This window comes from Henriciella mobilis, from assembly GCF_003576285.1.
GTDB classification, from domain to species: Bacteria; Pseudomonadota; Alphaproteobacteria; order Caulobacterales; family Hyphomonadaceae; genus Henriciella; species Henriciella mobilis.
The window spans coordinates 18,429-41,184 of sequence record NZ_QWFX01000016.1 but is presented as its reverse complement, the minus strand read 5'-3'; the positions used below and the strand labels follow the sequence as shown (position 1 = coordinate 41,184).

The window sequence follows — 22,756 nt, the reverse complement described above, 5'->3', positions numbered from 1 at the left end:
ACAGGACCGGCCAGCCGAGCAGCGGGTCGAGGCTTATGCGTCCAGCTTCGGTCAGTTGGGACCTCCGTCGGGCGAGGGCGGAATATTGTTGAAGTCAAACTGGTCGGGCGAGGGCGTGTCCCCCGTGCCCTCGCCGAGGCGTTCGAGCAAGGCAGGCAGGTGGACCTGGTCTTCCTTGTAGTTGCCGGTCAGCACATACATGATCAGATTGACGCCGAAGCGGCGCGCCATTTCGCGTTGCTCATCCCCGCCATCGACGGAATAGACCGGCCGGCCGCGTTCATCCACGGCCCAGGCGGCGAGATAGTCTGCATCGCCAATGATCAGGCGCGAGACGCCATCGCCGCGCCGCTCGGTCTTCTCGCCAACGCCCGAGGATTCGATCCACAGGCGGCGGTCTTGGTAGCGGCCGGGGAAGCTGTCGAGCAGGTAGAAGCTGCGCGTCAGCACATGGTCCTGCGGCACGGGCGCGAGCGGCGGCGTGTCGAGGCCCGGCAGGACGCGGTCGAGGTCGTCGAAGCTGTCACCGCTTGCCATGTCGCCGCCATTGCGCGTGTCGATCACCAGCGCGCCGCCGTTGCGCAGATAGGCGTTCAGCCGCTCGACGGCGAGCGAGCTCAGCGGCGTGGCATTGTCCGGCAAGCCGAGGAAGATCACGGGGTAGACGTCCAGCGCATCGGTTTCCGGATCGACGGCATGCGGCTCGGCCGGCTCGACCGAGGTGCGCCGGTAGAGGATGAGCGAGATGCCGCGCAGGCCATTGCGCGTGGCGTCATCGACCGCTGTGTCGCCCGTCTCGATATAGGCAAGGCGCATTTCCAGCGCCGCTTCGGTCGCCTTGTCGATCTCGCCGGTGACGTTCATGTCGACGCCATAGCCGGGGCTGGTGCGGTAGCTATAGGGGCTGGGATTGAGGTCGAATTGCTGGGCCTGCGCCTCTGGCTCCATCACGCCGCTTGCCGGTATGAGGACCAGTCCGGCAAAGGCGGCCATGGCGGTCCGGTTGAAGAAGGGCAGGCGCCCGGCAATCGCGAGGGCGATGATGAGGTCGATGGCGAGCAGCAGGCCTGCCAGCCCGAGCAGAGGCCCGGCAAGGCGCATGGATTTCGCTTCCGCGTCGCCCAGCAGGCGGACCCCGGCGGGCCAGTCGGTCATCAGCTCGGCCTCATAGTCCGCCGCAGCATTGATCGCGCGCGTCCCGGAGGGCCCGCGATAAAGGCCGGGTGGATGGGTCTCCGACGGCACGATCCCGGAAAAGTCGCTGGCGGCGACCGGCGTTGCATTGGAGTCGGGCGAGACTAGCCGCCCATAGCCGTTGAGGACAATGTCTGGCGAATAGGTGCCGTCGCCATCATTGACGGCCTCGCCCCGGCCAGCGGCGATGGCGCGGCGGAGCATTTCCACGAAGGTGCCGGAGTAAGGCAGGTCCGACCAGTCCGGCCCGGCGGTAACGTGGAAGAGGATCAGCATGCCCTGGCCGCGCGGTGCGGCGGTCACCAGCGGTGAGCCATCGGTGAGGCGCGCCCATGTGCGATTGGCGAGCTCCGGGTCCGGCCGGGCGAGCACCTGCTGGCGCACCTTTATGTCGGCCGGGGCCTTCAGGCCGATGAAGGGAGAGGTGTCAGGAAAGCCGCCAATCGATTGCGGTTCCTCCCAGGTCAGCGCCCCGCCAATGGCCCTTGAGGCTCTCCGCAGCGGCGTCGGCACCAGCGTGTCGGTATGCGTGGCCATGCGCGGGCCAGCAAAGCGGATCAGCGCGCCGCCCTTTTGCACCCATTCCTCGACACTGGTTTCAAGGTCGGGCGCCAGCTGGCCTATATCGGTCATGATGATGGCGTCGGGATTGGCGGCGATCAGGTCTGCCAGCTCGCCTTCGGTGATCGTGGCGAACGGCTCCAGCGCCTTGCGCACATAGTGCATGTCCGAAAGCAGCGGCTGGGCGGTTGCATCGCCGGACACCAGGCCGACGCGGCGCGAGCGGGCTGCCGAATCCCAGAGCCAGACACTGCCGGCGCCTTCCGATCCGGTGATGGTGAATCGCGCGATCCGGGCGAGCGCGGCCGCCGGGATATCGAAGACGGCGGTGGCTTCGGCCTCGCCATCTGCAAAGCTGGCCTCGGAGGTTGCGAGCGCCGCGCCATCGAGGGTGAGGGCCGAGACATAGCGGTCCGCCGTACCGTCCGGATCGGCGCGTGTCACCACAACATTCGCGCCCTCGGCATCTGACGAGAGGCCGGTAATCGCAGACGGGCCACGCGGCGGGGCGGCATAAACGGTCAGCGGCGCCATGGCGGCGAGCGCCCGTGCAAAGGGTTCGGCGGTCTGCGGGTCGAGCCCGTCCGTCACCCAGAAGATGCGCCCCGGCTCGACGCCGGAGGCTTCAAGCCGCTCCAGCGCGTCTTCGCGGTCAACGCCCCAGGCCACCGGGTCGAGCGAATTCACGCGCTGCGGCAGCTCGGTCTTGGACAGCCGCTCGGCCGGGTCGGCATTCAGCGATTTCGGGGCGGTCAGCAGCAAGTGGCCCGCCGTGTTGCGGCCTTCACCGTCGAGCGCGCCAGCGGCCGCAGAGCGGATCTCGCTCCAGCGGGCCGCACTGGTCCAGCCATTGTCGACAACAATCAGAACCGGTCCGGCCGCTTCGCCCTCGGGGCTTGCGCCGGGCGCATAGACGGGCTGCGAGAGGCCGATGATTACAGCGGCGGCGGCAACATGGCGCAGCAGCAGGATCCACCATGGCGTGCGTGCCGGGGTCTCGTCGCGCGGGGTGACGTCGTCGAGCAGGCGCAGCGAGGGCAGGGCCGCTTCCTGCGGGGCGGGCGGTGTCGCGCGCAGCACCCACCAGACCACCGGCAGGGCGATCAGGCCCAGCAGCGCCAGCGGTGCGCCGAACAGGAACGGCCCGAGCATCATAGCCGCGCTCCGAACAGTTCGAGCGCCTGTTTGAGATCGGAGGCGCAGCGCTGCAGCGGCGTGCCTGTCGAATGCCGGATGAGCTGCCAGCCCATACCAGCGGCCAGCGCTTCAAGAGCCTCGAAGTGCGCCTTGTAGCGGGCGAGATAGTCCTCACGGATCGACTCGGTGCGGCCAAAAATCCGGGACAGCGAGGCGCCGGGCCGGGAAAAGCGCACGCGGCCCTTCCACGGGAAGGCTTCCTCGATCGGGTCGCGCACAGCGATCAGGACGCCTTCCTTCGACTTTGCCGCCAATGGGGCCAGCCGGTCGCGCCAGACGTCGATCGGGTCGTAGAAGTCACTCGCGATGACGAAGATGGACTGGTAGCGCGGCGGCGGCGGGAAAGCCTCGCCATTGCCCGAGGTCAGGTCCTCGGCGAGCTTGTCGACAGCGGCCTTGCCGAAGCTGGGCGCACGGCTGCCGGCCAGCGCGCCGATGCGTTCGCCGGCCTTGGACAGGATGAGGCCGGCGGCCAGCATGCAGATCCGCGCGGCATCGGCCTTGTGCAGGCGGGTCGGCTCGCCCGACCAGTCGAAGCCCTGATGCGGATCGCTCCAGAAGAGGACCGTTCGCGAGGTTTCCAGTTCGGACTCGCGGACATAGAGGTCGTCACCACGTGCGGAGCGGCGCCAGTCGATCCGCTGGGCAGCGTCTTCATGCGCATAATGACGGTACTGCCAGAACTGTTCGCCGGTCCCGGCCCGCTTGCGGCCAGCTGCGCCGAGATGGGCGGTATCGGCGGCGCGGGCGTTGAGACCGACGCCCGGCAGGGCGCGGGCGAGGGCCTCGGCTTCGGCGCGCAGGGTGGCGGCATCCATCATGGCGCCAGCCTTCCGGCGCAGTTGAGCGCCCGGCTGACATGGTCCCGCCAGGCTTCCGGCGCGTCTGCGGCAGCCGAGAGGGCTGAGAGCTTCTCCTGCTCGCTGAGGCCGGCTTCGGCATCTATACCCTCGATAAAGGCGACCGCCTTGGGGGCCTCTTCAGCAAACTGGGCCGCGCTGATGGAAAGGCCCTCTTCCTGTGCCCAGACATGCAGCAGGCGGTGATCGGCGTCTTCCAGCTGGCGGCGCGCCGCCGAGCGTTCTTCATAAGTCATGACCGGCCCCGCCACCTGCACCGCGAGGGTCGCCCGCTGGATCGTGCGGTGGCACTGGGCCAGGGCCTGCGCGTCCACGCCGTCATCGCCGCGTGCACAGCCCTGCAGCGCGCTTGCGCCTGCGAGGCCGATGCCGGCGAGCATGCAAGTGGAACGCAGCGCGAAGCTCATCTTCAGACAGCGGCCTTTGCGAGATCTCCAATCAGGTCGCGCAGCGGCGGGGCTTGTCCGGTCGGGTCATAGCGCATCGCCATACGGTGTCCGAGGCAGGGTTCGGCCAGTGCCTCGACGTCTTCCAGAGACGGCGCAAGGCGTCCACGCAGCAGGGCGCGGGCGCGGCAGGCCAGCATAAGCGCCTGACCGGCGCGCGGGCTCGGCCCCCAGTCGACGAAGCGTTTCACGCGCTCGTCGGATGTCTGTTCGGGCCGGGCCTCACGAATGGTTGCGAGGATCGCCGCGAGCACCTTTTCCCCGACCGGCATCTGGCGCACCAGCGCCTGGAGTTTCTGCAATTCTTCTCCGGAAAGGGCCGCCTCGACCTCGGCCTCGTTCGCGCCGGTCGTCTCGATCAGGATTTTCCGCTCGGTGTCGATATCGGGATAGGTGACGTCGATCTTCAGCAGGAAACGGTCGAGCTGGGCTTCAGGTAGCGGATAGGTGCCTTCCTGCTCGATCGGGTTCTGGGTGGCGAGGACATGGAACGGGGCGGGCAGGTCGTAGCGCACGCCGGCGACGGTGACATGGCGCTCCTGCATGGCCTGCAGCAGGGCCGACTGTGTGCGCGGGCTGGCGCGGTTGATTTCGTCGGCCATCAGCAGCTGGGTAAAGATCGGGCCCTTGATGAAGCGGAAGCTGCGCTCGCCGCTGGCGGTTTCGTCCAGCACTTCTGAGCCGAGAATGTCCGATGGCATCAGGTCTGGCGTGAACTGGATGCGGGCTTCATCGAGGCCGAGCGCGGTGCCCATCGCCTCGACGAGGCGTGTCTTGGCAAGGCCCGGCGCGCCGATCAGCAGGGCATGCCCGCCGGCCAGGATGGCGGACAGCGCCAGCTCGATCACCCGGTCCTGTCCGAACACCGCCTTGGCGATCTCTTCCTTCACCTTCGCAAGCGTTTCGCTCGCGGCTTCTGCGTCTTGTACGATGGCCTGATTATCGTCTGCCATAAGGTCTCCGTCTTCACTCCCGCCTACAACAGACCTAGGTCTGGGGTCGATACTTCATTCTTTGGCCTGTCACTCCGACAAAAGAATTGAATATGGACCCTAGGCAAAATGATGGCGGAGCGCGACGTGAAATCCAATCAGAACACTGCAATCAGTCTCGAAGAGCTGCTGAAACAGATCGCACCCGATCCGTCCGGGCGGAAATTGCCTCCCGTGGACAAGTGGAATCCGGAGCGGTCGGCCGATATCGACATGGAAATCCGGGCCGATGGCAGCTGGTGGCATGAAGGCTCGCGAATCAACCGCAAGAAGCTTGTCCGCCTGTTCTCGACCATCCTGCGCCGCGATGAGGATGGCTCGTACTGGCTGGTGACGCCGTATGAGAAAGTCGTCGTGCATGTCGAGGACGCGCCTTTTGTCGCAGTGCGGGTCGACCGGGCCGAGGAGGAAGGCACGGGCCAGAGCCTCGCCTTCAGCACCAATCTCGGCGATATCGCCGTAGCCGGCCCGGACCACCCGATCCGCATCGAAACAGACGGGGAGACAGGCGAACCGGCGCCATACATCCACATAAGAGGCCGGCTGGAGGCCAAGCTGTCACGGCCTGTCTTCTATGAACTGGCCGGGCTGGCCGAACCGGACCCGGACGGCGGCGAGATGCTGGGCGTCTGGTCAAAAGGGGTTTTCTTTCCGCTCGGCCCGGCTGAATAGACGCCCATGTCCTTTGTCGATCTCGATGACTTTCTTGCGCGTGCGCGCCTGCGCCTCGACCCGGTCGAGGGCCGCGAGCGCCTGCCTGAAGGTGGCGACATCGAGTTCCTGGATGCATCCGCCATCGAGAATATCCGCCCGGCGGCGGTGCTCGTGCCGATCATTCCCCGGCCTGGCGGGCCCACAGCCCTGCTCACCCACCGCCCCGACACGATGCCAACCCATCCCGGTCAGGTGGCTTTTCCGGGTGGCAAGGTCGACCCGGCCGATGCCGACGAAATCGAGGCCGCGCTGCGTGAGGCCGAGGAGGAGGTCGGCGTCGATCCGTCGACCGTGCAGTTGATTGCGCGCGGATCGCCCTATCTCACAGGGACAGCCTTCCGGATCGTGCCCGTGATCGGCGTCCTGCCAGCGGATTTCGAGCCGAAGCCGGATCCGACAGAGGTGGCCGATGTCTTCGAAACCCCGCTTTCCTTCCTGATGAGCGCGCGCAACCATCACAAGCGGTCCGCCGACTGGGGCGGGCAGACCCGGCACTATTTCGAGATGCCGTATGAGGGCCACCGGATATGGGGCGTGACGGCAGGGATCATACGCGCTTTATATGAACGGCTGTACGAGTCGGAGGAGGAAACCGAGGCGTGACTTACAGGCTGATATTCGAACTGGTCATTTTCCTGTCGCCCTTCGCGGCTTTCGGGCTCTGGCGGCTGGCCACGCAGGAAGCGATTGAGGAGGGCCGCAAGCCCTGGCCGATTGCGGTGCTGTTCGGTGTCGGGGCGTTCCTGGCGATCGCGGCCTGGGTTGTCCTTATCTTCATGGACCGGGGCGGTCGCGAGATGTGCTACGAGCCGCGACGGCTGGTCGATGGGAAGATGGTCGGCGGGCAGGAAGTGCCGTGCGAGAAGATCAAGAACGACCTTGGCCGTCCGGCAAGCCGCGACCCGGGCGGGCAGGCGCACGGTCTTGGCGAAACAGATCCGGCAGGCCCGAATATCCCGGCCGGGCCGGTAGAAGAGCGCCCGGAAGGCGATCCGCCGGCCTCGGATACGCTACCTGACAATTCCGAATTGCCAGAATGATCTCCATTTCTGGACAGGACTGGCTGACCGATCCGAGAACCCTCGCCGTCATGGCTGCGCTTGAGGCTGTCCGGCCGGGCGGGGCGCGATTTGTCGGCGGCTGCGTGCGCAATGCGATCATGGACCGGCCCGTCGACGATATCGACATTGCCACCCAGATCGAGCCCGAGAGCGTCATCAAGGCGCTGGAGGCGGCGGGCATCCGCGCCATACCGACCGGGATCGACCATGGCACGATCACGGCGGTCATCGATGGCAAGCCGTTCGAGATCACCACGCTGCGCCGCGATGTCGAGACGGACGGGCGCCGCGCTGTCGTCGCCTTCACCGAGGACTGGGCCGAGGATGCCGGGCGGCGCGACTTCCGCCTCAATGCGCTTTATGCCGACCGCGACGGGACGGTGCACGACCCGGTCGGCGGTGGGATCGAGGATGCCGAGGCAGGCCGCGTCATCTTCATCGGCGATGCGGACATGCGCCTGCGTGAGGATTTCCTGCGCATCCTGCGCTTCTTCCGCTTCAATGCCTGGTATGGCGCCGGCATCGACGCGGACGGCCTGGCCGCCTGCGCGCGCCAGAAAGAGGGCCTGAAGAAGATCGCCGCTGAGCGAATCTGGAAGGAGCTGCACAAGCTGCTCGCCGCGCCCGACCCGACAGAGGCGGTCACCGCGATGCAGGATAGCGGCGTGCTGGCGATCTTCCTGCCGGAAGCCGAAACGCTGGACGGGCTGCACGATTTGCGCGTCAGCCAGACGCTGGCTGGCGTGCAGGCCGACCCGATGCTGCGCCTGATGGCGTTGATCCATCGCAGCGCCAATTCGGTGCTGGCGGTGTCGAAACGCCTGCGCCTGTCGAATGCGGAGGCCAACCGGCTGACCATGTGGGCCGCCGACAACCTGCCCGATGTGTCAGGCATGAACGGGCGCCAGCTGAGGCAGGCGCTCTACTGGCATGGCAAGCAGGCCGTCGTCGACCGGGCGCTGACCTCGGGCCGGGATGTGCGCGACCTGCTGTTTGCGGTGCGTGCCTGGAAGCGGCCGGAGTTTCCCGTCGGCGGGGACGACGCACTGGCCGCCGGCCTCAAGGGTCCGGAAATCGGACAGGCTTTGCGCAAACTCGAAGAGTGGTGGATGGCCGAGGACTTCCAGCCAGGCCGCGATCAGCTGCTGGAGCGGCTGGGCAAGTTGAGCTGATTGCTCGTTAAAGATGAGCGTGTTATAACTTTTGTTCTAACTCAAGGACGCTCGCCATGACGGATCGCAAGACAGACAAGGGTTTGAGGGAAGCTGGCAAGGCCCCGCTGACGCCGCCGGTGTCTGCCAGCATGAAAGTCCGCAAGATCGGGAATTCGTTGGGCGTGATCCTGCCGCGCGACATTCTCAATACCCTTGGTGTTGAGGAAGGCGATACGGTCGATATCGTCCAGACGGAGGATGGCCGGATCGAATTGGCCGTAGTCGACCGCGAAGCGGACGATCTCATGTCCATGGCGGAAGAGATCATGGCGGAGAATCGCGCCGTCCTGAGGGCGATCGCCAAATGAAGGAGCCGCGATGGCTCGACAAGGCGTTCATCCTGCAAGTTCACGACAGACAGCTCGCCTTGCATGGCGGTGCTGGAGGGACACGCGATGAAGGTCTCCTGGATAGCGCCCTTGCGCGGCCGCTGAACGCGTTCGGCTACGGGGAACATGACCTCTGCACGCTCGGGGCGCTCTATGCTGGCTGGATTATCCAGAACCATCCCTTCATCGATGGCAACCAGCGGACGGGCTATGTCGCGTGCCTCACTTTCCTGCGGGCAAATGGCCTGAAACTTGTTGCGCCGATGGCCGACCGGCTCGCCTGGACGCTGATGCTGGCAGCGGGTGAAATCGATTACCAGCCTTATGCCAACTGGCTGCGGGAGAATACCGAGCCTGCCTGACGCCTCAAGGCCACTTCACCACGGGCGGCATGGAGGACAGGATCGAGTTCACGTTTCCGCCGGTCTTCAGCCCGAAGGTGGTGCCACGGTCATAGAGCAGGTTGAACTCGACATAGCGTCCGCGCCGGATCAGCTGTTCCTCGCGCTGCTCCGGCGTCCAGCTTTCGACCATGCGCCGGCGCACGAGCTGCGGATAGATGTCGGCAAAGGCGCGCCCGACATCCTGGGTGAAGGCGAAGTCTGCCTCCCAGTCACCGGTATTGTGGCGGTCGTAGAAGATGCCGCCCGTGCCGCGCGGCTCTGAGCGGTGGGGCAGGTAGAAATACTCGTCGCACTGCTGCTTCATGCGCGGATAATATTCCGGATCGTGCTTGTCGCAGGCGGCCTTGAAGGCGGCGTGAAAGTCGACCGTGTCCGGAAAATCCTCTTCGCGCTGATAGTCGAGCAGGGGCGTCAGGTCACCGCCGCCTCCGAACCAGCTGTCGGCGGTGACCAGCATGCGCGTATTCATGTGAACGGCCGGCACGCGCGGATTGTGCATGTGCGCGATAAGCGAGATGCCGGAGGCCCAGAACTTGCCGCCCGACTTGTCGGCGCCGGGGATCTGCGCGCGGAAAGCTTCGGAGAAGTCGCCATAGACGCAGGAGACATGCACGCCGACCTTCTCGAAGAGCTTGCCCTTCATGATCGCCATGGTGCCGCCGCCAAGGTCTTCAGACCCGTCGCCGCGCGTCCAGGGCGTTTTCACGAATCGGCCGGGTTCGCCGTGATAGAGCGGCGGCTGGGCTTCGTCTTCCAGCGCCTCGAACCGGGCGATGATGTCGCCCTGAAGTGATTCGAACCACGCACGGGCTTTTTGCTTGCGGTCTTCCAACATGAGGGAGGTGATGGCCGTTCTGCCGGCTGCGGTAAAGGCCACGATGGCCGCGAACGGCAAAAAACGCCTACGGACAGATACATATGCGACGCGATGCCGCTTGTCCGGGGCTGTACCAAATGCAGCTTCAATGGCGTCTTGGCGTCGCAGGCCGACATGCGTGGCTTGCATTGCTGGAGCGGGCGCGCTAACCGCAGCCGCAGACGTGCTCGGGGAGGGCATTTTTTGCGGCGTTGCGCCGCAATGAAATCCTTGCCCGATACTGTATGCATCTCGGAGTAATCCTTGGCCAGAGGACCGGAAGAGTGAGCGAAGCGCAAACGACTACCCACGAGACGATCGACGAAGATCGCCGTGATTTCATCCACATCGCGACAGCCGCGACTGCTGCTGCCGGCGCAGGTGCGCTGGCTTATGTGTTCATCGACCAGATGAATGCGGCGAGCGACACCAAGGCGGCATCCAGCCTTGAGGTGGACATCTCCAAGGTCCCGCTGGGCGGTGAGATCCGGGTGCTGATCGGCGGACAGCCTTTCTTTATCCGCCACCGTACGGAAGCGGAAATCCGCTCGGCCGAAAGTGTCGATGTCGGTAGCCTGCGCGACCCGCAGACCGATGACGAGCGCCTCGTGCCTATGCAGGACGGCTCGCTGAACCGGGCCATCCTGGTGACCTCCGGCAGCTGTACCCACCTTGGCTGCGTGCCGGTCGGCCCGGCCCAGGGTAATACGGGTGACTATGGCGGCTGGTACTGCCCGTGCCATGGTTCGCACTACGATACGTCGGGCCGTATCCGGAAGGGGCCTGCGCCCTCCAACCTGCCGGTGCCTGACTATCGCTATGTCAGCCCCACCGTGATCAACATTTCGCTTTAAGAGAGGACGCCAGACAGATGAGCGGACATCCCTCTACCTACGAGCCGAAAACCGGTTTCACGAAGTGGCTCGATTCGCGCCTGCCGATTGTCCGGCTGGCTTATGACAGCTTTGTCGATTTCCCGACGCCAAAGAACCTGAACTACTGGTACACGTTCGGCGGCATTCTCGCGGTCTGCCTGATGACGCAGATCCTGACAGGCGTCGTCCTGGCCATGCACTACACGCCAACCGTCGACGGGGCCTTCGCCTCGGTCGAGCGGATCATGCGCGACGTGCCTTTTGGCTGGCTGATCCGTTACATCCACGCCAATGGCGCCTCGATGTTCTTCCTCGCGGTCTACATCCACATGTTCCGCGGCCTGTATTACGGCTCCTACAAGGCCCCGCGCGAAATCCTCTGGATTCTCGGCTGCGTGATCTTCTTCCTGATGATGGGCACGGCCTTCCTCGGCTACGTCCTGCCATGGGGCCAGATGTCCTATCACGGCGCCAACGTCATCACCGGCCTGATCGGCGCCCTGCCGGTCGTCGGCGACAGCATCAAGGCCTGGCTGATGGGCGGACCGTCAATCGGTAACCAGACCATCCAGCGCTTCTTCTCGCTGCACTACCTGCTGCCGTTCATGATTGCCGGTGTGGTTATCCTGCACATCTGGGCGCTGCACGTGCCGGGCAACAACAACCCGACCGGCGTCGAAGCCCGCAAGGATCCGGAAGGCCTGAAGAAGGACACCGTCCCGTTCCACCCGTACTACACGGTGAAGGACGCCTTCGCGATTGTCGTCTTCCTGCTGATCTTCGCAGCCTTCGTCTTCTACATGCCGAACGTGCTCGGCCATGCCGACAACTATATCGAGGCCAACCCGCTGGTGACGCCGGCGCACATCGTGCCTGAATGGTATCTGCTGCCGTTCTACGCCATCCTGCGCGCCATCACTTTCGACATCGGCCCGATCGACGCGAAACTGCTCGGTGTCATCGCGATGTTCGGCTCGATTGCCATCCTGTTCGTGCTGCCCTGGCTGGACACGTCCAAGGTCAAGTCGATGCGCTACCGTCCGGTTGCCCGTCAGTTCTTCTTCGGCTTTGTCGTTGCCGGCCTGCTGCTCGGCTGGTGCGGTGCGTCCAACCCGGACGATCCGATCATTCCGATGGGCTCGGACAAGCTGGTGGTCAGCTACACCGATGCGAACGGCAACGAAGCCACGCAGACCTATGACGAGTACGAGCCGGCGGCGACATTCCGCGACCAGAAGGTCGAGGAAGGCGTGGATGCGTCCATTGCGGTGCAAAAGGCCCCGGCCTTCCGCTTCGTGCACCTCGCCCAGATCCTGACGCTCTACTACTTCGCCTACTTCCTCGTGATCCTGCCGCTGCTCGGCCTGCGCGAGAAGCCGAAGGACGAGCCGACTTCCATCCACAAGGCTGTGCTCGGCTCACATGACCGTGCAGCGCCTGCGCCCGCCGAATAAGAGGTTTGGACATGAAATTCATGCGTTTCATTTCTGCTGGACTGGGTGCGGCGGCGCTGGCCCTCAGCGCTCAGGCTGCCGGTGGCGCCAAGCACCCCCACGCGCCGGAAGGCGGCTGGGACTTCCAGGGCCCGCTGGGCGAGCTCGACATGGACAGTGTCCAGCGCGGCTACCAGGTCTATCGCGAGGTCTGCGCCTCCTGTCACTCGATGCGCCTGCTGCATTATCGCAACCTCGGTGAGCCGGGCGGCCCGTTCTACGATCCGGAATATCCGAACGCGAACGACAACCCGCTCGTGAAGGCTTTTGCCGCCCAGGACGAGATCCTCTCGACCGAGCCGAACGATGTCGGCGATTACGACTACCGTCCGGCCCGCACGTCCGATCCGTTCAAGTCGCCCTATCCGAATGAGCAGGCCGCGCGCGCAGCCAATGGCGGGGCCTATCCGCCGGACCTTTCGGTGATCACCAAGGCCCGCGCGGGCGGTGCCAGCTACATCTACAGCCTGATGACCGGTTATCCGGAAGAGGCGGCGATCACGACCCATACGATCGAGAGCGTCGGCGAGGATGGCGAGACCGTCACAGAACAGCAGACCCTCATCGAAGTGGCTGAAATGTCCGTCTTCGAACATGGCGACAGCCATTATGAAGGCGAGCTGGTCCAGCCGGTCGGCCAGTATTACAACCCTTACTTCGCCGGTGACACCTCGGCCCAGTGGCAGGGCGATCCGCGCCATGCTCCGCCGGGCGGCTTCCTGGCGATGCCGCCGCAGCTGACACCGGGCCGCGTCGAATATCTCGACGGCACGGAAGCGACCGTCAGCCAGATGGCTGAAGACGTTGCCGCCTTCCTGCAATGGGCCGGCGAGCCGAAGCAGACCCAGCGCAAGTCGACCGGTCTTGCGGCGATGATCTATCTCGCCATCCTGGCCGTGCTGCTCTGGTTCTCCTTCCATCGCATCTGGCGGAAGGTCGACCACTAGGGGCCTGCCGGAACAGTCCAGGACATCAAGGCCATCCGCATCATGCGGGTGGCCTTTTCCGTTTCAGGCAGGGGCAGGCCTCGCGCCCATCAGTCGAAGGTGTAGCGCAGCGACTGGACGCCGGAGTAGATGCAGTACATGCCGATGGCGGCTGCCGAGACCAGGAATAGCAGGAAACCGAAGGGCTGGCCGCGAATCCAGCCCAGCGTCGCCGCCAGTCCGCGAATATCGCTTTCGTCGGCAGTCACCCCGCCGAGCAGGAGAAACAGGCCGACCAGCAGGAAAAGCATGCCGCGCCCTGCAATCGCGAAGGCGATGAAGCCAGTGAGGGAGGCGGCCCAGCCCGAAAGGTCGAGACCGCGTTTCCACTGGCCGGAGCTTGCCCGCCAGGCCTGTGCGCAGCCAATCGCCATCAGCGTTATCCCGCCAAGGGCGACCAGCCAGCGCCCATAGGGCTGTTCCATCAGCCAGCGGGCAGTTTCGGCTGTCTTGCCGCCAGTCGAGCCACCGCGATCATTCTCGCCGAGCGTGACGGCGAATGCCGCAATGCCGACGAGCAGGTAACTTGCGCCGGAGGACATCATGCCGAGGCGCGCCAGCATGCCTTTGGCGTCACGCCCTCGCGCATCGGTATCGAGGATGGCCTGCTGGAACCGCCATAGCGCGTAAAGAAACAGACCCGCGGCGAGCGCGACCAGCAGGATTCGTCCGCCGAGCTGGGTTTCGATGGCCCGGAAGGCTTCGCCGGGGCTGGCGCCGTCATCCGGCCGGGCGCCAACCGCCCCCAGGGCGAGCAGCCAGGCCACGGCAAGATAGACAAATGCTCGTGCGCCGAGGCCGGTCCGCGCGATCCATTCCGTCGCCGGCGCAGGAATTGCCTTGTCTGCCATCCTCCAAGAGACGCAGGGGCAGGCCTCCCGGTTCCCCGGCGACGGCCATCACGCCGACTTGATTTCCCATCGCGGGCCTGCTTCTGCAACAGGACGCAGGACATCAGGGAAGTGACAGCATGAGCAAGTGGACAATCGGTGTGATCGGTGGCTCGGGCCTCTATGAAATCGACGGGCTGGAGGGGGCGGAGGCCTTTTCGATCGACACGCCATGGGGCGCGCCGTCCGACCCGCTGATGCGCGGGCGTATCGGCGATGTCACGCTGGTTTTCCTGCCGCGGCATGGCAAGGGCCACAGGCTCACCCCGACAGCGGTTCCCTACCGCGCCAATATCGACGCCCTGAAACGGGCCGGCTGCACCGATGTCCTGTCCATTTCCGCCTGCGGCTCGCTCAAGCAGGCCTATGCGCCGGGCGACTATGTCATGGTCGACCAGTTCATCGACCGCACCTTTGCGCGCGAGAAATCCTTTTTCGGCCCGGGCATGGTGGCGCATGTCTCCATGGCTGACCCGGTCTGTTCGCGCCTGTCCGGCCTGGCCGGTGACGCCGCCGAGCGGGTCGGTGCGACGGTCCATCGCGGCGGGACCTACATCGCCATGGAGGGGCCGCAATTCTCCTCGCGGGCCGAGAGCAACCTCTATCGCCAGTGGGGCTGCGACGTCATCGGCATGACCAACATGCCGGAAGCGAAACTCGCCCGCGAGGCCGAACTGCCCTATGCGACGATTGCCATGGTGACCGATTATGACTGCTGGTTCGACGAGGTCGAGGCGGTCTCGGTGTCGAATGTCCTGGAGGTCATGCGGCAGAATACCGAGCGGGCAAAGCAGGCGATTTTGGAGCTGGCGAGCGGCCTGAACGGGGTGGAGCGTTCACCCTCGCCGCAGGGGATCGAGACGTGTCTCGACTTTGCGATGATCACCGCGCCGGAGGCGCGCGATCCGGAAATCCTGGCCCGGCTGGATGCTGTCGCCGGCCGCGTTCTGTGATCGTCCTGCTACAGCGGATGGCTGGCGGGGGCTTCAACGAAAAGGAATTGTCGACGCCCGAGTCACCATTTGCTAACCTTTCACCAAATCGGGTGAGAGATGATGAGCGGGACATATTTTGAGACCTTTCTGGTTGGCGGGCTGGGACTGCTCGTTACAGCCGCACTGGCGATAACCTGGCTGCTCTGGCGCCAGGACGATACGCGCCAGGAAGCCATAAAGCTTTCACTGGAAGGCATCGGGCACGAATTCCGGTTCAACATGTTCCAGACGGTGCGCGAGCTGGCCGATGTCTGCGAAGGCCGTATCCGGCTGTCGCGCGATATTCCGGTGATCGAGCACCCGCAGCTCAATGCGGTGCTGGCGACCATCATGGCCACCGACAAGCGCCCGCTGGCCGCCGTGCAGGCGACCTATCAGGCCATCGAGGCGGCCAAGCGCCGGTTGCGCTATGCGATGGACCAGGGCGAGGCGATCGATGAGCCGCTTGAGGCTGCGAAGACCGCGGCGGTCAATGGCATTTCGACCCTGTATCTCTGGGAGAAGCATGAAGGCCGCCCGCCCGAACGGGCGCGGTCGACCCGCAGCTGGTGGGTGCGCGACTGGATGAAGAAGCACGGCTTCCACCAGGACCTGCTGCCCGGCCTGTACCTGCGCGATGCGGTGGTCGAGGACCTTCGCGAGTCCGGGATGGTGTTGACGCCAAAGCCGCTGATGCTCAGCGCGCACGAATATTATTCGCGCCATTATGACCGCAAAGCCGATCCGCGCGGGGTGTTCGGCAGGCGCAAGACCCCGAAGGCCGCGCCAGCGGCGATGGATGAGGAAGCCGAAGCCGATGCCGAGATCGAGGCCGATGCCGACTTCCAGCCGGCGCCTGAGCCTGCCGAGGCCGAAGCGTCTGCGGAAGCCGTGAGCGAAGCGCCGGTTGCCGCAGAAGACGAGGCGCCAGCGGCGCCAGAGCCAGAGGCGCCGGTTCATGGAGAGCCTGCCGCTGAAGAACCGGCACCAGAAGAACCGGCACCCGAAGAGCCGGTTGCCGCAGAAGCGTCGCCTGAGGAGCCTGCTTCCAACGTGTCCCCGCTTCGCGGTGAGGCTGAAGCAGGCGAGGCCGAGCCGGCCGAGGAGCCGGCAGAGACGGCCGTTGAAGACGAGCGGGCGGGCGAAGACGATCATGATGACGAAGAGGCATCGGACACCACGCCCCAGCGAGGAAGCGGTCTTTGATCGACTACAAGTCGAAGATCCGCACCATACCGGACTATCCCGCCAAGGGCATCATGTTCCGGGACGTCACCACGCTGATGAGCGACAGCGAGGCGCTGGCCGCCGCCATCGAGGATCTGTGCCGGCCGTTCGAGCGCATGAACGTGTCCAAGGTCGCGGGCATCGATGCGCGCGGCTTCATCCTGGGCGGGGCGATGGCTGTGCGGCTCGGCGCCGGCTTCCTGCCGCTTCGAAAGCCCGGCAAGCTTCCCTATGAAACCTGGAGCGAGTCCTACGCCCTCGAATATGGCAGTGACGCGCTGCACATGCATACCGATGGCGTGGAAGAGGGCGAACAGGTACTGCTTGTCGATGACCTGATTGCGACAGGCGGAACGGCCGAGGCCGGCGTGAAACTGCTGCGCAAGGGCAAGGCAGATATCGTCGCCGCTGCCTTCCTGATCGACCTTCCGGATCTTGGCGGCGCTCGCACCCTTCGCGAACTTGGCGTTGAAGTCATGAGCCTTGTAACGTTTACTGGTCACTGAACAGGAAAAGGACCGCACCCATGAAGACAGTCTCATCGCTGAGCGCGCTCTTTCTCGCCGGGGTGCTTGCAGCCTGCGGCAATGGCAAGGACGAACCGGCCCCTGATGCCCCGGCCCCGCCAGCCGAATCCGACGTGTCGGCCGGTGAATGGCAGGAATCGATCGCCAGCCTCCAGGCGCTCGCTGGCGAGGCCTTCAGCCTTGAGGACCAGCTGGAGGCCGACCTCCAGCCGATCAATGATGCGCTGCCCGACCTGCTGTCGATCAGCTGGGACGACAAGTCCCTCGACCCGACCTCTGGCGCAACCGTCTTCACGGGCCTGAAGGTAACCATCGCCACCGAGCCTGAATTCGGCATCCAGGCCGAGGAAGCAGAGCTCTGGGGCCTCAATACCGATTTAGTTTCAGCCCGCCTGCGGGGCGAGCGGCTGGACGAAACGGGCCTCGCCTTTAACCGTCTCGAAGCCCGCAATGTCTCCTATTTCGGCGTCGCGAACGCCTTCAACACCCTGTTCGATGCCATGGAAGAATCCATTGAGGACGATTCCGGCACCGACGTGGATTTCGGCTTCGACACCTTCGAATCCAATACCGCCGAGATGGTGCTGAGCAATGTCTCGCTGCGCCCCTATGAGCTGGTTCCCATCTCCGACACCTTCTTTGAAGACCTGGTTCCGGACGAGGAAATCAGTGATGAGGACCGCGAGGAGATGGCGGTTGCGACAGAGGCTGTGCGCCTTGCGCAGCAAGTGGTCGCCGTTGTCCGCACGCTTTCGGTCGAGAGCGGGGCGTCATACGATTCCAAGGCGACCTTCGTGATGGACCAGCCTGGCATGAAGCAGTCCGTCGATGTCAGCTGGGACTTCTCCGGCTATGAGAATATGAGCGGGTTCGACATTGGCCGCGTCGTGATGGTCAATACGCGCCAGGCGCAGACCATGGAATTCACCAATGAGAACGGCGAATTCGACGAGCTGAACCTTGAGGATGTCGAATTCGACCAACTCGAGACAACCGCCTACATGGCCTACAAGGATTTCCGGCTCGACAAGCTGGCCGGCTTCCTGGCGCGCGCCGAGTTTCCCGGTATGGACGAGCGCGACCTGATGAGCCTCGGCAGCTGGGAAGCGCGCGATTACAAGCTGCGGTTCAATGATGGCGACGTCTTCGAAGTTGACCACGCTGAATTCAGTGCCGACCAGTTCGCCTGGTTCTTCCCCGAAGCGATCAGCCTCGACATGACCGGCGCACAGCTGGACATCCAGGAAGTCGGTGAGGTGGTGCTGGCCTTCATTCCTGAAGAGGCCGTCGAGGAGATGGCCGAGGGCGACGGAACCGACGAGGCCGAAGCGTCCGGCGAGGACATGAAGGAAAGCCTGCGCACAGCGATCAGCAAGCTCGAGGAAACCGGGCTGGACACGCTGCCCTTCGATATTGCGGTCAACTGGCGCTGGGGCGCCGATACGGGCGAGACGGCCCTCTCCTTCGACAGCAGCTCAGAAGGCTTCGGCACGGGCGCCTTCTCCGTCGACGTCACCCTTCCGGACTATGCCCGCGCGCAGGCCGCCTTCGAGTCCGAGGACAAGGAAACCGCCTTCGAGGAAGCCTTCGAAGAGGCGTTCGCGTTCCGCGGGGCGCGCTTCTTCGAGTCCGATGATGGCGGCTATGACAAGCTGTTCGCCTATGCCAGCGTGATCGGCAAGCTCTACCCGCAGGAAGGCTGGGGCGCGACGCTGGGCGGCATGGAGCCGCAGCAGATGCGCACCTTCATCGCCACCATGATCCGCGCTGGCAAGCAGCCGGCGGCGCAGGAATTCCCGCCCGCCGTCGACTGGATCGAGTCGGTGGCGCAGTATTATGAGGCGTCCGGCGGCAGCATCGAACTGAAGTCGGCCCCACCCACTCCGGTCACCGTTGAATACTTCGACGCCCTCGATCCGGACGTGGCCCCCGAACAAATTGTGGAGGATTTGGGCCTCTCGGTCACGCATACGCCCGAATAGGGCAGCAAGGCGCTTGACCGGAAGCGCGGGGCGTCTCACCTATGGCAAAGACTGTTTTGACGGAGGGATGATGCCCCAGCTCGACTACCAAACGATGCCGACGCTTGACGACGAACAAGATGCCAAGCCGATGAGCGAGCCGAACGCCTTTCTTGAAGAGGCATTGTTCAAGGCCCGCACCATCCTCCTGACGGGCGGCATTGACGACAAGCAGGCGCGCCGCGTCTGCGAACGGCTGCTGGCGCTTGGGTCCGACAGCGACAAGCCGATCCTGCTGGTGATTTCGTCGCCGGGCGGCCACGTCGAATCCGGCGACATGATCCATGACATGATCAAGTTCGTCGATGCGCCGGTCAAAGTACTCGGCTCCGGCTGGGTCGCGTCTGCAGGCGCGCTGATCTATGCGGCGGCCAAGAAGGAAAACCGCTACTCGCTGCCGAATACGCGCTTCCTGCTTCATGAACCGCGCGGCGGCTTTGGCGGCCAGGCCTCCGACATTGACATCCAGGTCCGCGAGATCGTGCGGATGCGCGAGCGGCTGAACAAGATTTTCGCTGCCGCCACCGGGCAGCCCTTCGAAAAGATCAAGGCTGACACCGATCGCGACTACTGGATGAGCGCCGAGGAAGCGGTTGAATACGGCCTCGTTGGCAAGATCGTCACCAGCAAGAAAGAGATCACCTGACCTTCGGCTGACACTCAGTCAGCCATGGCAGCGTGCGGCGTCTTCTCATAGAAGCGCATGATGTGGCGCGCCGTGCGTTCCGGTTCCGAGAAGGGGAAGAGGTGTGCGGCATCCGGGAGGATGCGGTGATCGGCATTCGGCAGGAAGGCCGAGAGCTGCGCGGCGTTCGATGGCGGTATGATCCGGTCGCGCGACCCGGCGAGCACCAGCGTGGGTGACTTCACCATTGGCAGGAATGCCAGGCTCGTCCAGCCGGCAAAGGATGCGAACTGGCTGGCGACAGAGGCCGGCGTCGGCTGGATCAGAGTGTTGAGATGAGGCCCGATCAGGTCGCTGATCAGGTCATTCATGACGACGGCCAGCGGGTTCATCGTCCACATAAGGCGGTCGGCCATCCAGTCGTGCGGCAGCATGGTATAGCCGCTGCACGTGCCGGCCAGGACCAGCCGGGCGACACGGTCGCGATATTGCCAGGCAATCTGCTGGGCCAGCGCGCCGCCGATCGACAGGCCAATCAGGTCGAACTGGTAGGCGCCGAGCTGGCTGGCGGCTTCCACCGCGAATCGGGCGAGCAGGGCCGGGGGCAGGGGAATGGAGGTGTTCGCCGTCAGGCCCGATCCCGGCATTTCGATCGCGATGAAGCGCCGGCCGGAAAACTGCTCGGCCAGAGGCGCCGCGATTTCGAGGCTCGTGCCGATACCGTTCAGGAAGACGATGGGCAGGCCCTGACGGTCCTCGTTCCAGACTTTCGCCCGCAACAGAAGGCCGCCGGTCTCGCACCAGTAGTCTGGCGGAAGACCCCCTTCATCGAGATTGTCTGAGCGTGTTTTATTCAGCACCGGCATACCTTGGTTCGATTCGGACCTGCGCGGCTCCCACCAGGTGCAGGTCCCTTTGACAGGGTGCTCGAGTGCAAGAAGAGGACCAAAAGAAAAAGGGAGACCAGACAGGTCTCCCTTCAACACTCTACGCGTTTACTCTACCAATACAGGTAAAGTACGCACAGTCGCGAGCTTTGCCAACCCTTCGCTTGCAAAGGATTGTGTAAATCCTGAACGGTTACATGGACGTAATTAACGCTGGCATTGAAAGTCAGGGATTTGCCCGTCCTTCAAGCCCGGCGGCAAATGCCAGGCGCAGGGCCGCCGACAAATTGTCGACGCCCAGTTTTTCCATCAGATTTGCGCGGTGTATCTCGACCGTTCGTGGTGAGATATCGAGCGTATTGGCAATCGCCTTGTTGGTCAGCCCGTCAACCAGACCTTCAAGCACTTCCGCCTCGCGCGGTGTGAGATGGGCCAGTCTTTTTTCAGCGTCCGCCTTCTTCAGCGCGCCGCGCGACTGGTTTGCCAGCTGTTCGAAGGCCTCTTCCAGGGCCTTCAGCAGGACCTGTTTCTCATAGGGCTTCTCGACGAAATTGACGGCGCCGGCCTTCATGGCCTGCACCGCGACGGAGACATCGCCATGCCCGGTCAGGACAACGACCGGCATTTCGCAGCCGCGTACATTCAGCTCCTTCTGGACGGCAATGCCATTCATCTTGGGCATCTGCACGTCAAGCAGGATGCAGCCCGATTCGAGACCGGGCAGCGCCTCAAGGAAGCTCACGCCATCCTTGTGGGTCTGCACACGATATCCCGCCAGCCGAAGCATGAAGCTCGCCGAATGGCGGATGGCCTCATCATCATCGATCAGATGTACGAGGGGTTTTTCCGATTCACTCATCAGTCCTGTCTGCCAGCTCGACGGTAAAGACGAACCGGGTCCCTGCCGTTTCCATTGGCATTGCTTCTATCGTGCCGCCATGGGCTTCGACAATAGTCTTGCAGATAGACAGACCCAGCCCCATCCCAGTCGACTTGGAACTGGCGAGCGGTTTGAAGAGCTGGTCGGCGACTTCCCGGTCGATGCCGGGGCCATTGTCCTCGATGGTGACCATGGCCAGGCCGCCGCTGACGCTGGCCGCCCGGATCTCGACCTTCGGGTCATCCTGGCCTTCCATCGCCTCGAGCGCATTGCGAACAAGGTTGATGATGACCTGCTGGATCTGGATCGGGTCCGCCATGATGTCGGAAATGCCTTCCTCGACGCTGACGGCGATCTCGCCATTGGTGCTGCTCATCTCGGCCTGGATGAGGGCGACGGCATCGCCGATCAGCGGGACCAGCTGTGTCGGGCGTTTCTCGATCTCCCCGCGGGAGACATAGTCGCGCAGCTTGCGCACGATCTGGCCGGCGCGCACCGACTGCTTGGCAGCCTCGTTGAGGGCTTCCTGCACCATGTCCATGGTTTCGGGGTCAGGCGATTCGAGCAGGTCGCGGGCCGCCTCGAGATAGTTGGTAACAACGGTCAGCGGCTGGTTCAGCTCATGCGCGAGGGCTGACGCCATGGTGCCGACGGAACTCAGCCGCGAGAAATGGACGAGCTCGGCCTGCAGCGCCTTCATGCGCGATTCGTTTCGCCGTTGCTCTGTCAGGTCTCGCATGAATGCCGTGAAGAGGAAGTGGTCACCGATCTTCGCTTCGCCGATCTTGAGATCGATCGGGAAGAGTGAACCATCGGCGCGGCGCGCGGTGACCGTCCGTCCGATGCCGATGATACGCCGTTCGCCCGTTCGCAGGTAGCGCGAGATATGCCCGTCATGCTGGGCCTTGTCGGAGGGCGCCATGAGGACGCTGACATTGCGGCCGAGCAGGTCGTTGGCATCATAGCCGAACAGGGTCTCCGCCGCCTTGCTGAAAGCGGTGATGATCCCGGCGTCATTGATGACGACCATGGCATCCGGAACCGACTGGAGAATGGACCGGAAGTGCTGGTGGAGCGCGTCAACGTCCATCTCCGCCATGTCGTATATGAGTTGCTGACGATCCAGCGCACAAACCTCCGACTTCCAGCTTACCGGAATGCGGCAAGCTGGACCCCGAGGTCAATACACGCAGGCGGCGGAATCTGCTTGTCATGACAGGCGCACGCGCACCAGGCGGCGGCTGAGCCGGTGAACAGGAAGCGCCAGGCTGAGCGTCATGGCGGTGATTCCCGCCAGCAGGGCCGGGCAGGCAGCACAATGCATGGCGAAGATGCCGGCATCCGGCGCTGCATTTCCTGCCGAGGAACACCAGGCCAGCTGCATGATTTCTGCGCGGGCATGATGGGCCAGCACCTGCGGTGTCGAAACCACCGTAGTGACCAGTCCTGCAAGGAAAAATGCGATCTTGTACATGGCTGCTCTGCCTCCCTGATGAGGCGGATTAAGCCACAGTGCGACGTGCTGGCCCATACGTAGGAGCCC

General features: G+C 64.2%; 24 protein-coding genes. 14 read left to right on the top strand and 10 right to left on the bottom strand.

Annotated elements, in window-relative coordinates:
• Positions 1–51 precede the first annotated feature (51 nt).
• From D1223_RS15640 to D1223_RS15625, 4 genes are read right to left on the bottom strand one after another with little or no spacing between them, the layout of a single operon-like run.
• Entirely contained in the window at positions 52–2,910 is a 2,859-nt protein-coding gene (locus tag D1223_RS15640) for a DUF4159 domain-containing protein (RefSeq protein WP_119377377.1), read from the bottom strand.
• Positions 2,907–3,773 carry a DUF58 domain-containing protein gene (locus D1223_RS15635; protein ID WP_233353204.1) on the bottom strand — a complete coding sequence of 289 codons (867 nt, stop codon included), beginning with the start codon at positions 3,771–3,773 and terminating at the stop codon, positions 2,907–2,909. The genes D1223_RS15640 and D1223_RS15635 overlap by 4 nt, the downstream gene beginning before the upstream one ends.
• Positions 3,770–4,219: a hypothetical protein gene (locus D1223_RS15630; RefSeq protein ID WP_119377376.1), complete on the bottom strand. Its 450-nt coding sequence runs from the start codon at positions 4,217–4,219 to the stop codon at positions 3,770–3,772. The genes D1223_RS15635 and D1223_RS15630 overlap by 4 nt, the downstream gene beginning before the upstream one ends.
• A 2-nt stretch (positions 4,220–4,221) precedes the next feature.
• Positions 4,222–5,211, bottom strand: coding sequence for an AAA family ATPase (locus D1223_RS15625; protein WP_119377375.1), 990 nt, complete (start codon positions 5,209–5,211; stop codon positions 4,222–4,224).
• A gap of 111 nt (positions 5,212–5,322) precedes the next feature.
• Here D1223_RS15625 and D1223_RS15620 point away from each other — a divergent pair, with 111 nt between their 5' ends.
• Genes D1223_RS15620 through D1223_RS15595 form a run of 6 tightly spaced genes read left to right on the top strand, consistent with a single transcriptional unit; the run spans position 5,323 to position 8,930 of the window.
• Entirely contained in the window at positions 5,323–5,922 is a 600-nt protein-coding gene (locus tag D1223_RS15620) for a DUF1285 domain-containing protein (protein ID WP_119377374.1), read from the top strand.
• Between the two features lie 6 nt (positions 5,923–5,928).
• Positions 5,929–6,567: a CoA pyrophosphatase gene (locus D1223_RS15615; RefSeq protein WP_119377373.1), complete on the top strand. Its 639-nt coding sequence runs from the start codon at positions 5,929–5,931 to the stop codon at positions 6,565–6,567.
• The gene (locus D1223_RS15610) at positions 6,564–7,004 is read left to right on the top strand and encodes a DUF6111 family protein (protein WP_119377372.1); all 441 of its coding nucleotides are present in this window, start codon (positions 6,564–6,566) and stop codon (positions 7,002–7,004) included. Before D1223_RS15615 ends, D1223_RS15610 begins: the two co-directional genes overlap by 4 nt.
• Positions 7,001–8,197, top strand: a complete 1,197-nt coding sequence (locus tag D1223_RS15605; protein WP_233350080.1) for a CCA tRNA nucleotidyltransferase — start codon at positions 7,001–7,003, stop codon at positions 8,195–8,197. The genes D1223_RS15610 and D1223_RS15605 overlap by 4 nt, the downstream gene beginning before the upstream one ends.
• Positions 8,198–8,253: 56 nt before the next feature.
• Complete coding sequence (locus D1223_RS15600; protein WP_407646990.1) at positions 8,254–8,547, top strand: AbrB/MazE/SpoVT family DNA-binding domain-containing protein; 294 nt, start codon at positions 8,254–8,256, stop codon at positions 8,545–8,547.
• On the top strand, positions 8,544–8,930 hold the full coding sequence (locus D1223_RS15595) for a type II toxin-antitoxin system death-on-curing family toxin (protein WP_119377371.1): 387 nt from the start codon (positions 8,544–8,546) through the stop codon (positions 8,928–8,930). Before D1223_RS15600 ends, D1223_RS15595 begins: the two co-directional genes overlap by 4 nt.
• Positions 8,931–8,934: 4 nt before the next feature.
• Here D1223_RS15595 and hemF read toward each other — a convergent pair whose 3' ends face one another.
• On the bottom strand, positions 8,935–9,807 hold the full coding sequence (hemF, locus tag D1223_RS15590) for an oxygen-dependent coproporphyrinogen oxidase (protein ID WP_119377847.1): 873 nt from the start codon (positions 9,805–9,807) through the stop codon (positions 8,935–8,937).
• 305 nt (positions 9,808–10,112) lie between these two features.
• Here hemF and petA point away from each other — a divergent pair, with 305 nt between their 5' ends.
• From petA to D1223_RS15575, 3 genes are read left to right on the top strand one after another with little or no spacing between them, the layout of a single operon-like run.
• Positions 10,113–10,682 (top strand): ubiquinol-cytochrome c reductase iron-sulfur subunit, encoded by a 570-nt coding sequence (gene petA / locus D1223_RS15585; RefSeq protein WP_119377370.1) that lies wholly within the window; start codon positions 10,113–10,115, stop codon positions 10,680–10,682.
• 17 nt (positions 10,683–10,699) lie between these two features.
• Positions 10,700–12,157: a cytochrome b gene (locus D1223_RS15580; protein ID WP_119377369.1), complete on the top strand. Its 1,458-nt coding sequence runs from the start codon at positions 10,700–10,702 to the stop codon at positions 12,155–12,157.
• Positions 12,158–12,168: 11 nt separating this feature from the next.
• Positions 12,169–13,143 carry a cytochrome c1 gene (locus D1223_RS15575; RefSeq protein WP_119377368.1) on the top strand — a complete coding sequence of 325 codons (975 nt, stop codon included), beginning with the start codon at positions 12,169–12,171 and terminating at the stop codon, positions 13,141–13,143.
• 89 nt (positions 13,144–13,232) lie between these two features.
• Here the strand turns inward: D1223_RS15575 and D1223_RS15570 are convergent, their stop codons facing one another.
• A complete protein-coding gene (locus tag D1223_RS15570) occupies positions 13,233–14,033 on the bottom strand; it encodes a DUF1206 domain-containing protein (protein WP_119377367.1) in 801 nt (266 codons plus the stop codon).
• Between the two features lie 119 nt (positions 14,034–14,152).
• Between D1223_RS15570 and D1223_RS15565 the strand changes: the two genes are divergently transcribed.
• The 5 genes from D1223_RS15565 to D1223_RS15545 all read left to right on the top strand — a co-directional run bounded on the left by D1223_RS15565 (position 14,153) and on the right by D1223_RS15545 (position 19,467).
• Positions 14,153–15,025, top strand: coding sequence for an S-methyl-5'-thioadenosine phosphorylase (locus D1223_RS15565; protein ID WP_119377366.1), 873 nt, complete (start codon positions 14,153–14,155; stop codon positions 15,023–15,025).
• Positions 15,026–15,127: 102 nt separating this feature from the next.
• A complete protein-coding gene (locus tag D1223_RS15560) occupies positions 15,128–16,252 on the top strand; it encodes a hypothetical protein (RefSeq protein ID WP_119377365.1) in 1,125 nt (374 codons plus the stop codon).
• The gene (locus D1223_RS15555) at positions 16,252–16,779 is read left to right on the top strand and encodes an adenine phosphoribosyltransferase (protein WP_119377846.1); all 528 of its coding nucleotides are present in this window, start codon (positions 16,252–16,254) and stop codon (positions 16,777–16,779) included. The genes D1223_RS15560 and D1223_RS15555 overlap by 1 nt, the downstream gene beginning before the upstream one ends.
• A gap of 20 nt (positions 16,780–16,799) precedes the next feature.
• Positions 16,800–18,782 carry a hypothetical protein gene (locus D1223_RS15550; RefSeq protein ID WP_119377364.1) on the top strand — a complete coding sequence of 661 codons (1,983 nt, stop codon included), beginning with the start codon at positions 16,800–16,802 and terminating at the stop codon, positions 18,780–18,782.
• 94 nt (positions 18,783–18,876) lie between these two features.
• Entirely contained in the window at positions 18,877–19,467 is a 591-nt protein-coding gene (locus D1223_RS15545) for an ATP-dependent Clp protease proteolytic subunit (protein WP_119377845.1), read from the top strand.
• Between the two features lie 14 nt (positions 19,468–19,481).
• Here the strand turns inward: D1223_RS15545 and D1223_RS15540 are convergent, their stop codons facing one another.
• From D1223_RS15540 to D1223_RS15525, 4 genes are all read right to left on the bottom strand, one after another.
• Entirely contained in the window at positions 19,482–20,306 is an 825-nt protein-coding gene (locus tag D1223_RS15540; RefSeq protein ID WP_158588515.1) for an alpha/beta fold hydrolase, read from the bottom strand.
• 253 nt (positions 20,307–20,559) lie between these two features.
• Complete coding sequence (locus D1223_RS15535) at positions 20,560–21,192, bottom strand: response regulator transcription factor (RefSeq protein ID WP_119377362.1); 633 nt, start codon at positions 21,190–21,192, stop codon at positions 20,560–20,562.
• Positions 21,185–22,312 carry a sensor histidine kinase gene (locus tag D1223_RS15530; protein ID WP_119377361.1) on the bottom strand — a complete coding sequence of 376 codons (1,128 nt, stop codon included), beginning with the start codon at positions 22,310–22,312 and terminating at the stop codon, positions 21,185–21,187. The genes D1223_RS15535 and D1223_RS15530 overlap by 8 nt, the downstream gene beginning before the upstream one ends.
• A 111-nt stretch (positions 22,313–22,423) precedes the next feature.
• Entirely contained in the window at positions 22,424–22,687 is a 264-nt protein-coding gene (locus D1223_RS15525) for a hypothetical protein (RefSeq protein WP_119377360.1), read from the bottom strand.
• Between the last annotated feature and the right edge of the window lie 69 nt (positions 22,688–22,756).

Bases quoted from the DNA above. Each gene is read 5' to 3' on its own strand.
- D1223_RS15640 (WP_119377377.1), bottom strand. From the start codon at position 2,910: ATGATGCTCGGGCCGTTCCTGTTCGGCGCACCGCTGGCGCTGCTGGGC.
- D1223_RS15635 (WP_233353204.1), bottom strand. From the start codon at position 3,773: ATGATGGATGCCGCCACCCTGCGCGCCGAAGCCGAGGCCCTCGCCCGC.
- D1223_RS15630 (WP_119377376.1), bottom strand. From the start codon at position 4,219: ATGAGCTTCGCGCTGCGTTCCACTTGCATGCTCGCCGGCATCGGCCTC.
- D1223_RS15625 (WP_119377375.1), bottom strand. From the start codon at position 5,211: ATGGCAGACGATAATCAGGCCATCGTACAAGACGCAGAAGCCGCGAGC.
- D1223_RS15620 (WP_119377374.1), top strand. From the start codon at position 5,323: ATGGCGGAGCGCGACGTGAAATCCAATCAGAACACTGCAATCAGTCTC.
- D1223_RS15615 (WP_119377373.1), top strand. From the start codon at position 5,929: ATGTCCTTTGTCGATCTCGATGACTTTCTTGCGCGTGCGCGCCTGCGC.
- D1223_RS15605 (WP_233350080.1), top strand. From the start codon at position 7,001: ATGATCTCCATTTCTGGACAGGACTGGCTGACCGATCCGAGAACCCTC.
- D1223_RS15600 (WP_407646990.1), top strand. From the start codon at position 8,254: ATGACGGATCGCAAGACAGACAAGGGTTTGAGGGAAGCTGGCAAGGCC.
- D1223_RS15595 (WP_119377371.1), top strand. From the start codon at position 8,544: ATGAAGGAGCCGCGATGGCTCGACAAGGCGTTCATCCTGCAAGTTCAC.
- hemF (WP_119377847.1), bottom strand. From the start codon at position 9,807: ATGTTGGAAGACCGCAAGCAAAAAGCCCGTGCGTGGTTCGAATCACTT.
- D1223_RS15580 (WP_119377369.1), top strand. From the start codon at position 10,700: ATGAGCGGACATCCCTCTACCTACGAGCCGAAAACCGGTTTCACGAAG.
- D1223_RS15575 (WP_119377368.1), top strand. From the start codon at position 12,169: ATGAAATTCATGCGTTTCATTTCTGCTGGACTGGGTGCGGCGGCGCTG.
- D1223_RS15570 (WP_119377367.1), bottom strand. From the start codon at position 14,033: ATGGCAGACAAGGCAATTCCTGCGCCGGCGACGGAATGGATCGCGCGG.
- D1223_RS15565 (WP_119377366.1), top strand. From the start codon at position 14,153: ATGAGCAAGTGGACAATCGGTGTGATCGGTGGCTCGGGCCTCTATGAA.
- D1223_RS15560 (WP_119377365.1), top strand. From the start codon at position 15,128: ATGAGCGGGACATATTTTGAGACCTTTCTGGTTGGCGGGCTGGGACTG.
- D1223_RS15550 (WP_119377364.1), top strand. From the start codon at position 16,800: ATGAAGACAGTCTCATCGCTGAGCGCGCTCTTTCTCGCCGGGGTGCTT.
- D1223_RS15545 (WP_119377845.1), top strand. From the start codon at position 18,877: ATGCCGACGCTTGACGACGAACAAGATGCCAAGCCGATGAGCGAGCCG.
- D1223_RS15535 (WP_119377362.1), bottom strand. From the start codon at position 21,192: ATGAGTGAATCGGAAAAACCCCTCGTACATCTGATCGATGATGATGAG.
- D1223_RS15530 (WP_119377361.1), bottom strand. From the start codon at position 22,312: ATGGCGGAGATGGACGTTGACGCGCTCCACCAGCACTTCCGGTCCATT.
- D1223_RS15525 (WP_119377360.1), bottom strand. From the start codon at position 22,687: ATGTACAAGATCGCATTTTTCCTTGCAGGACTGGTCACTACGGTGGTT.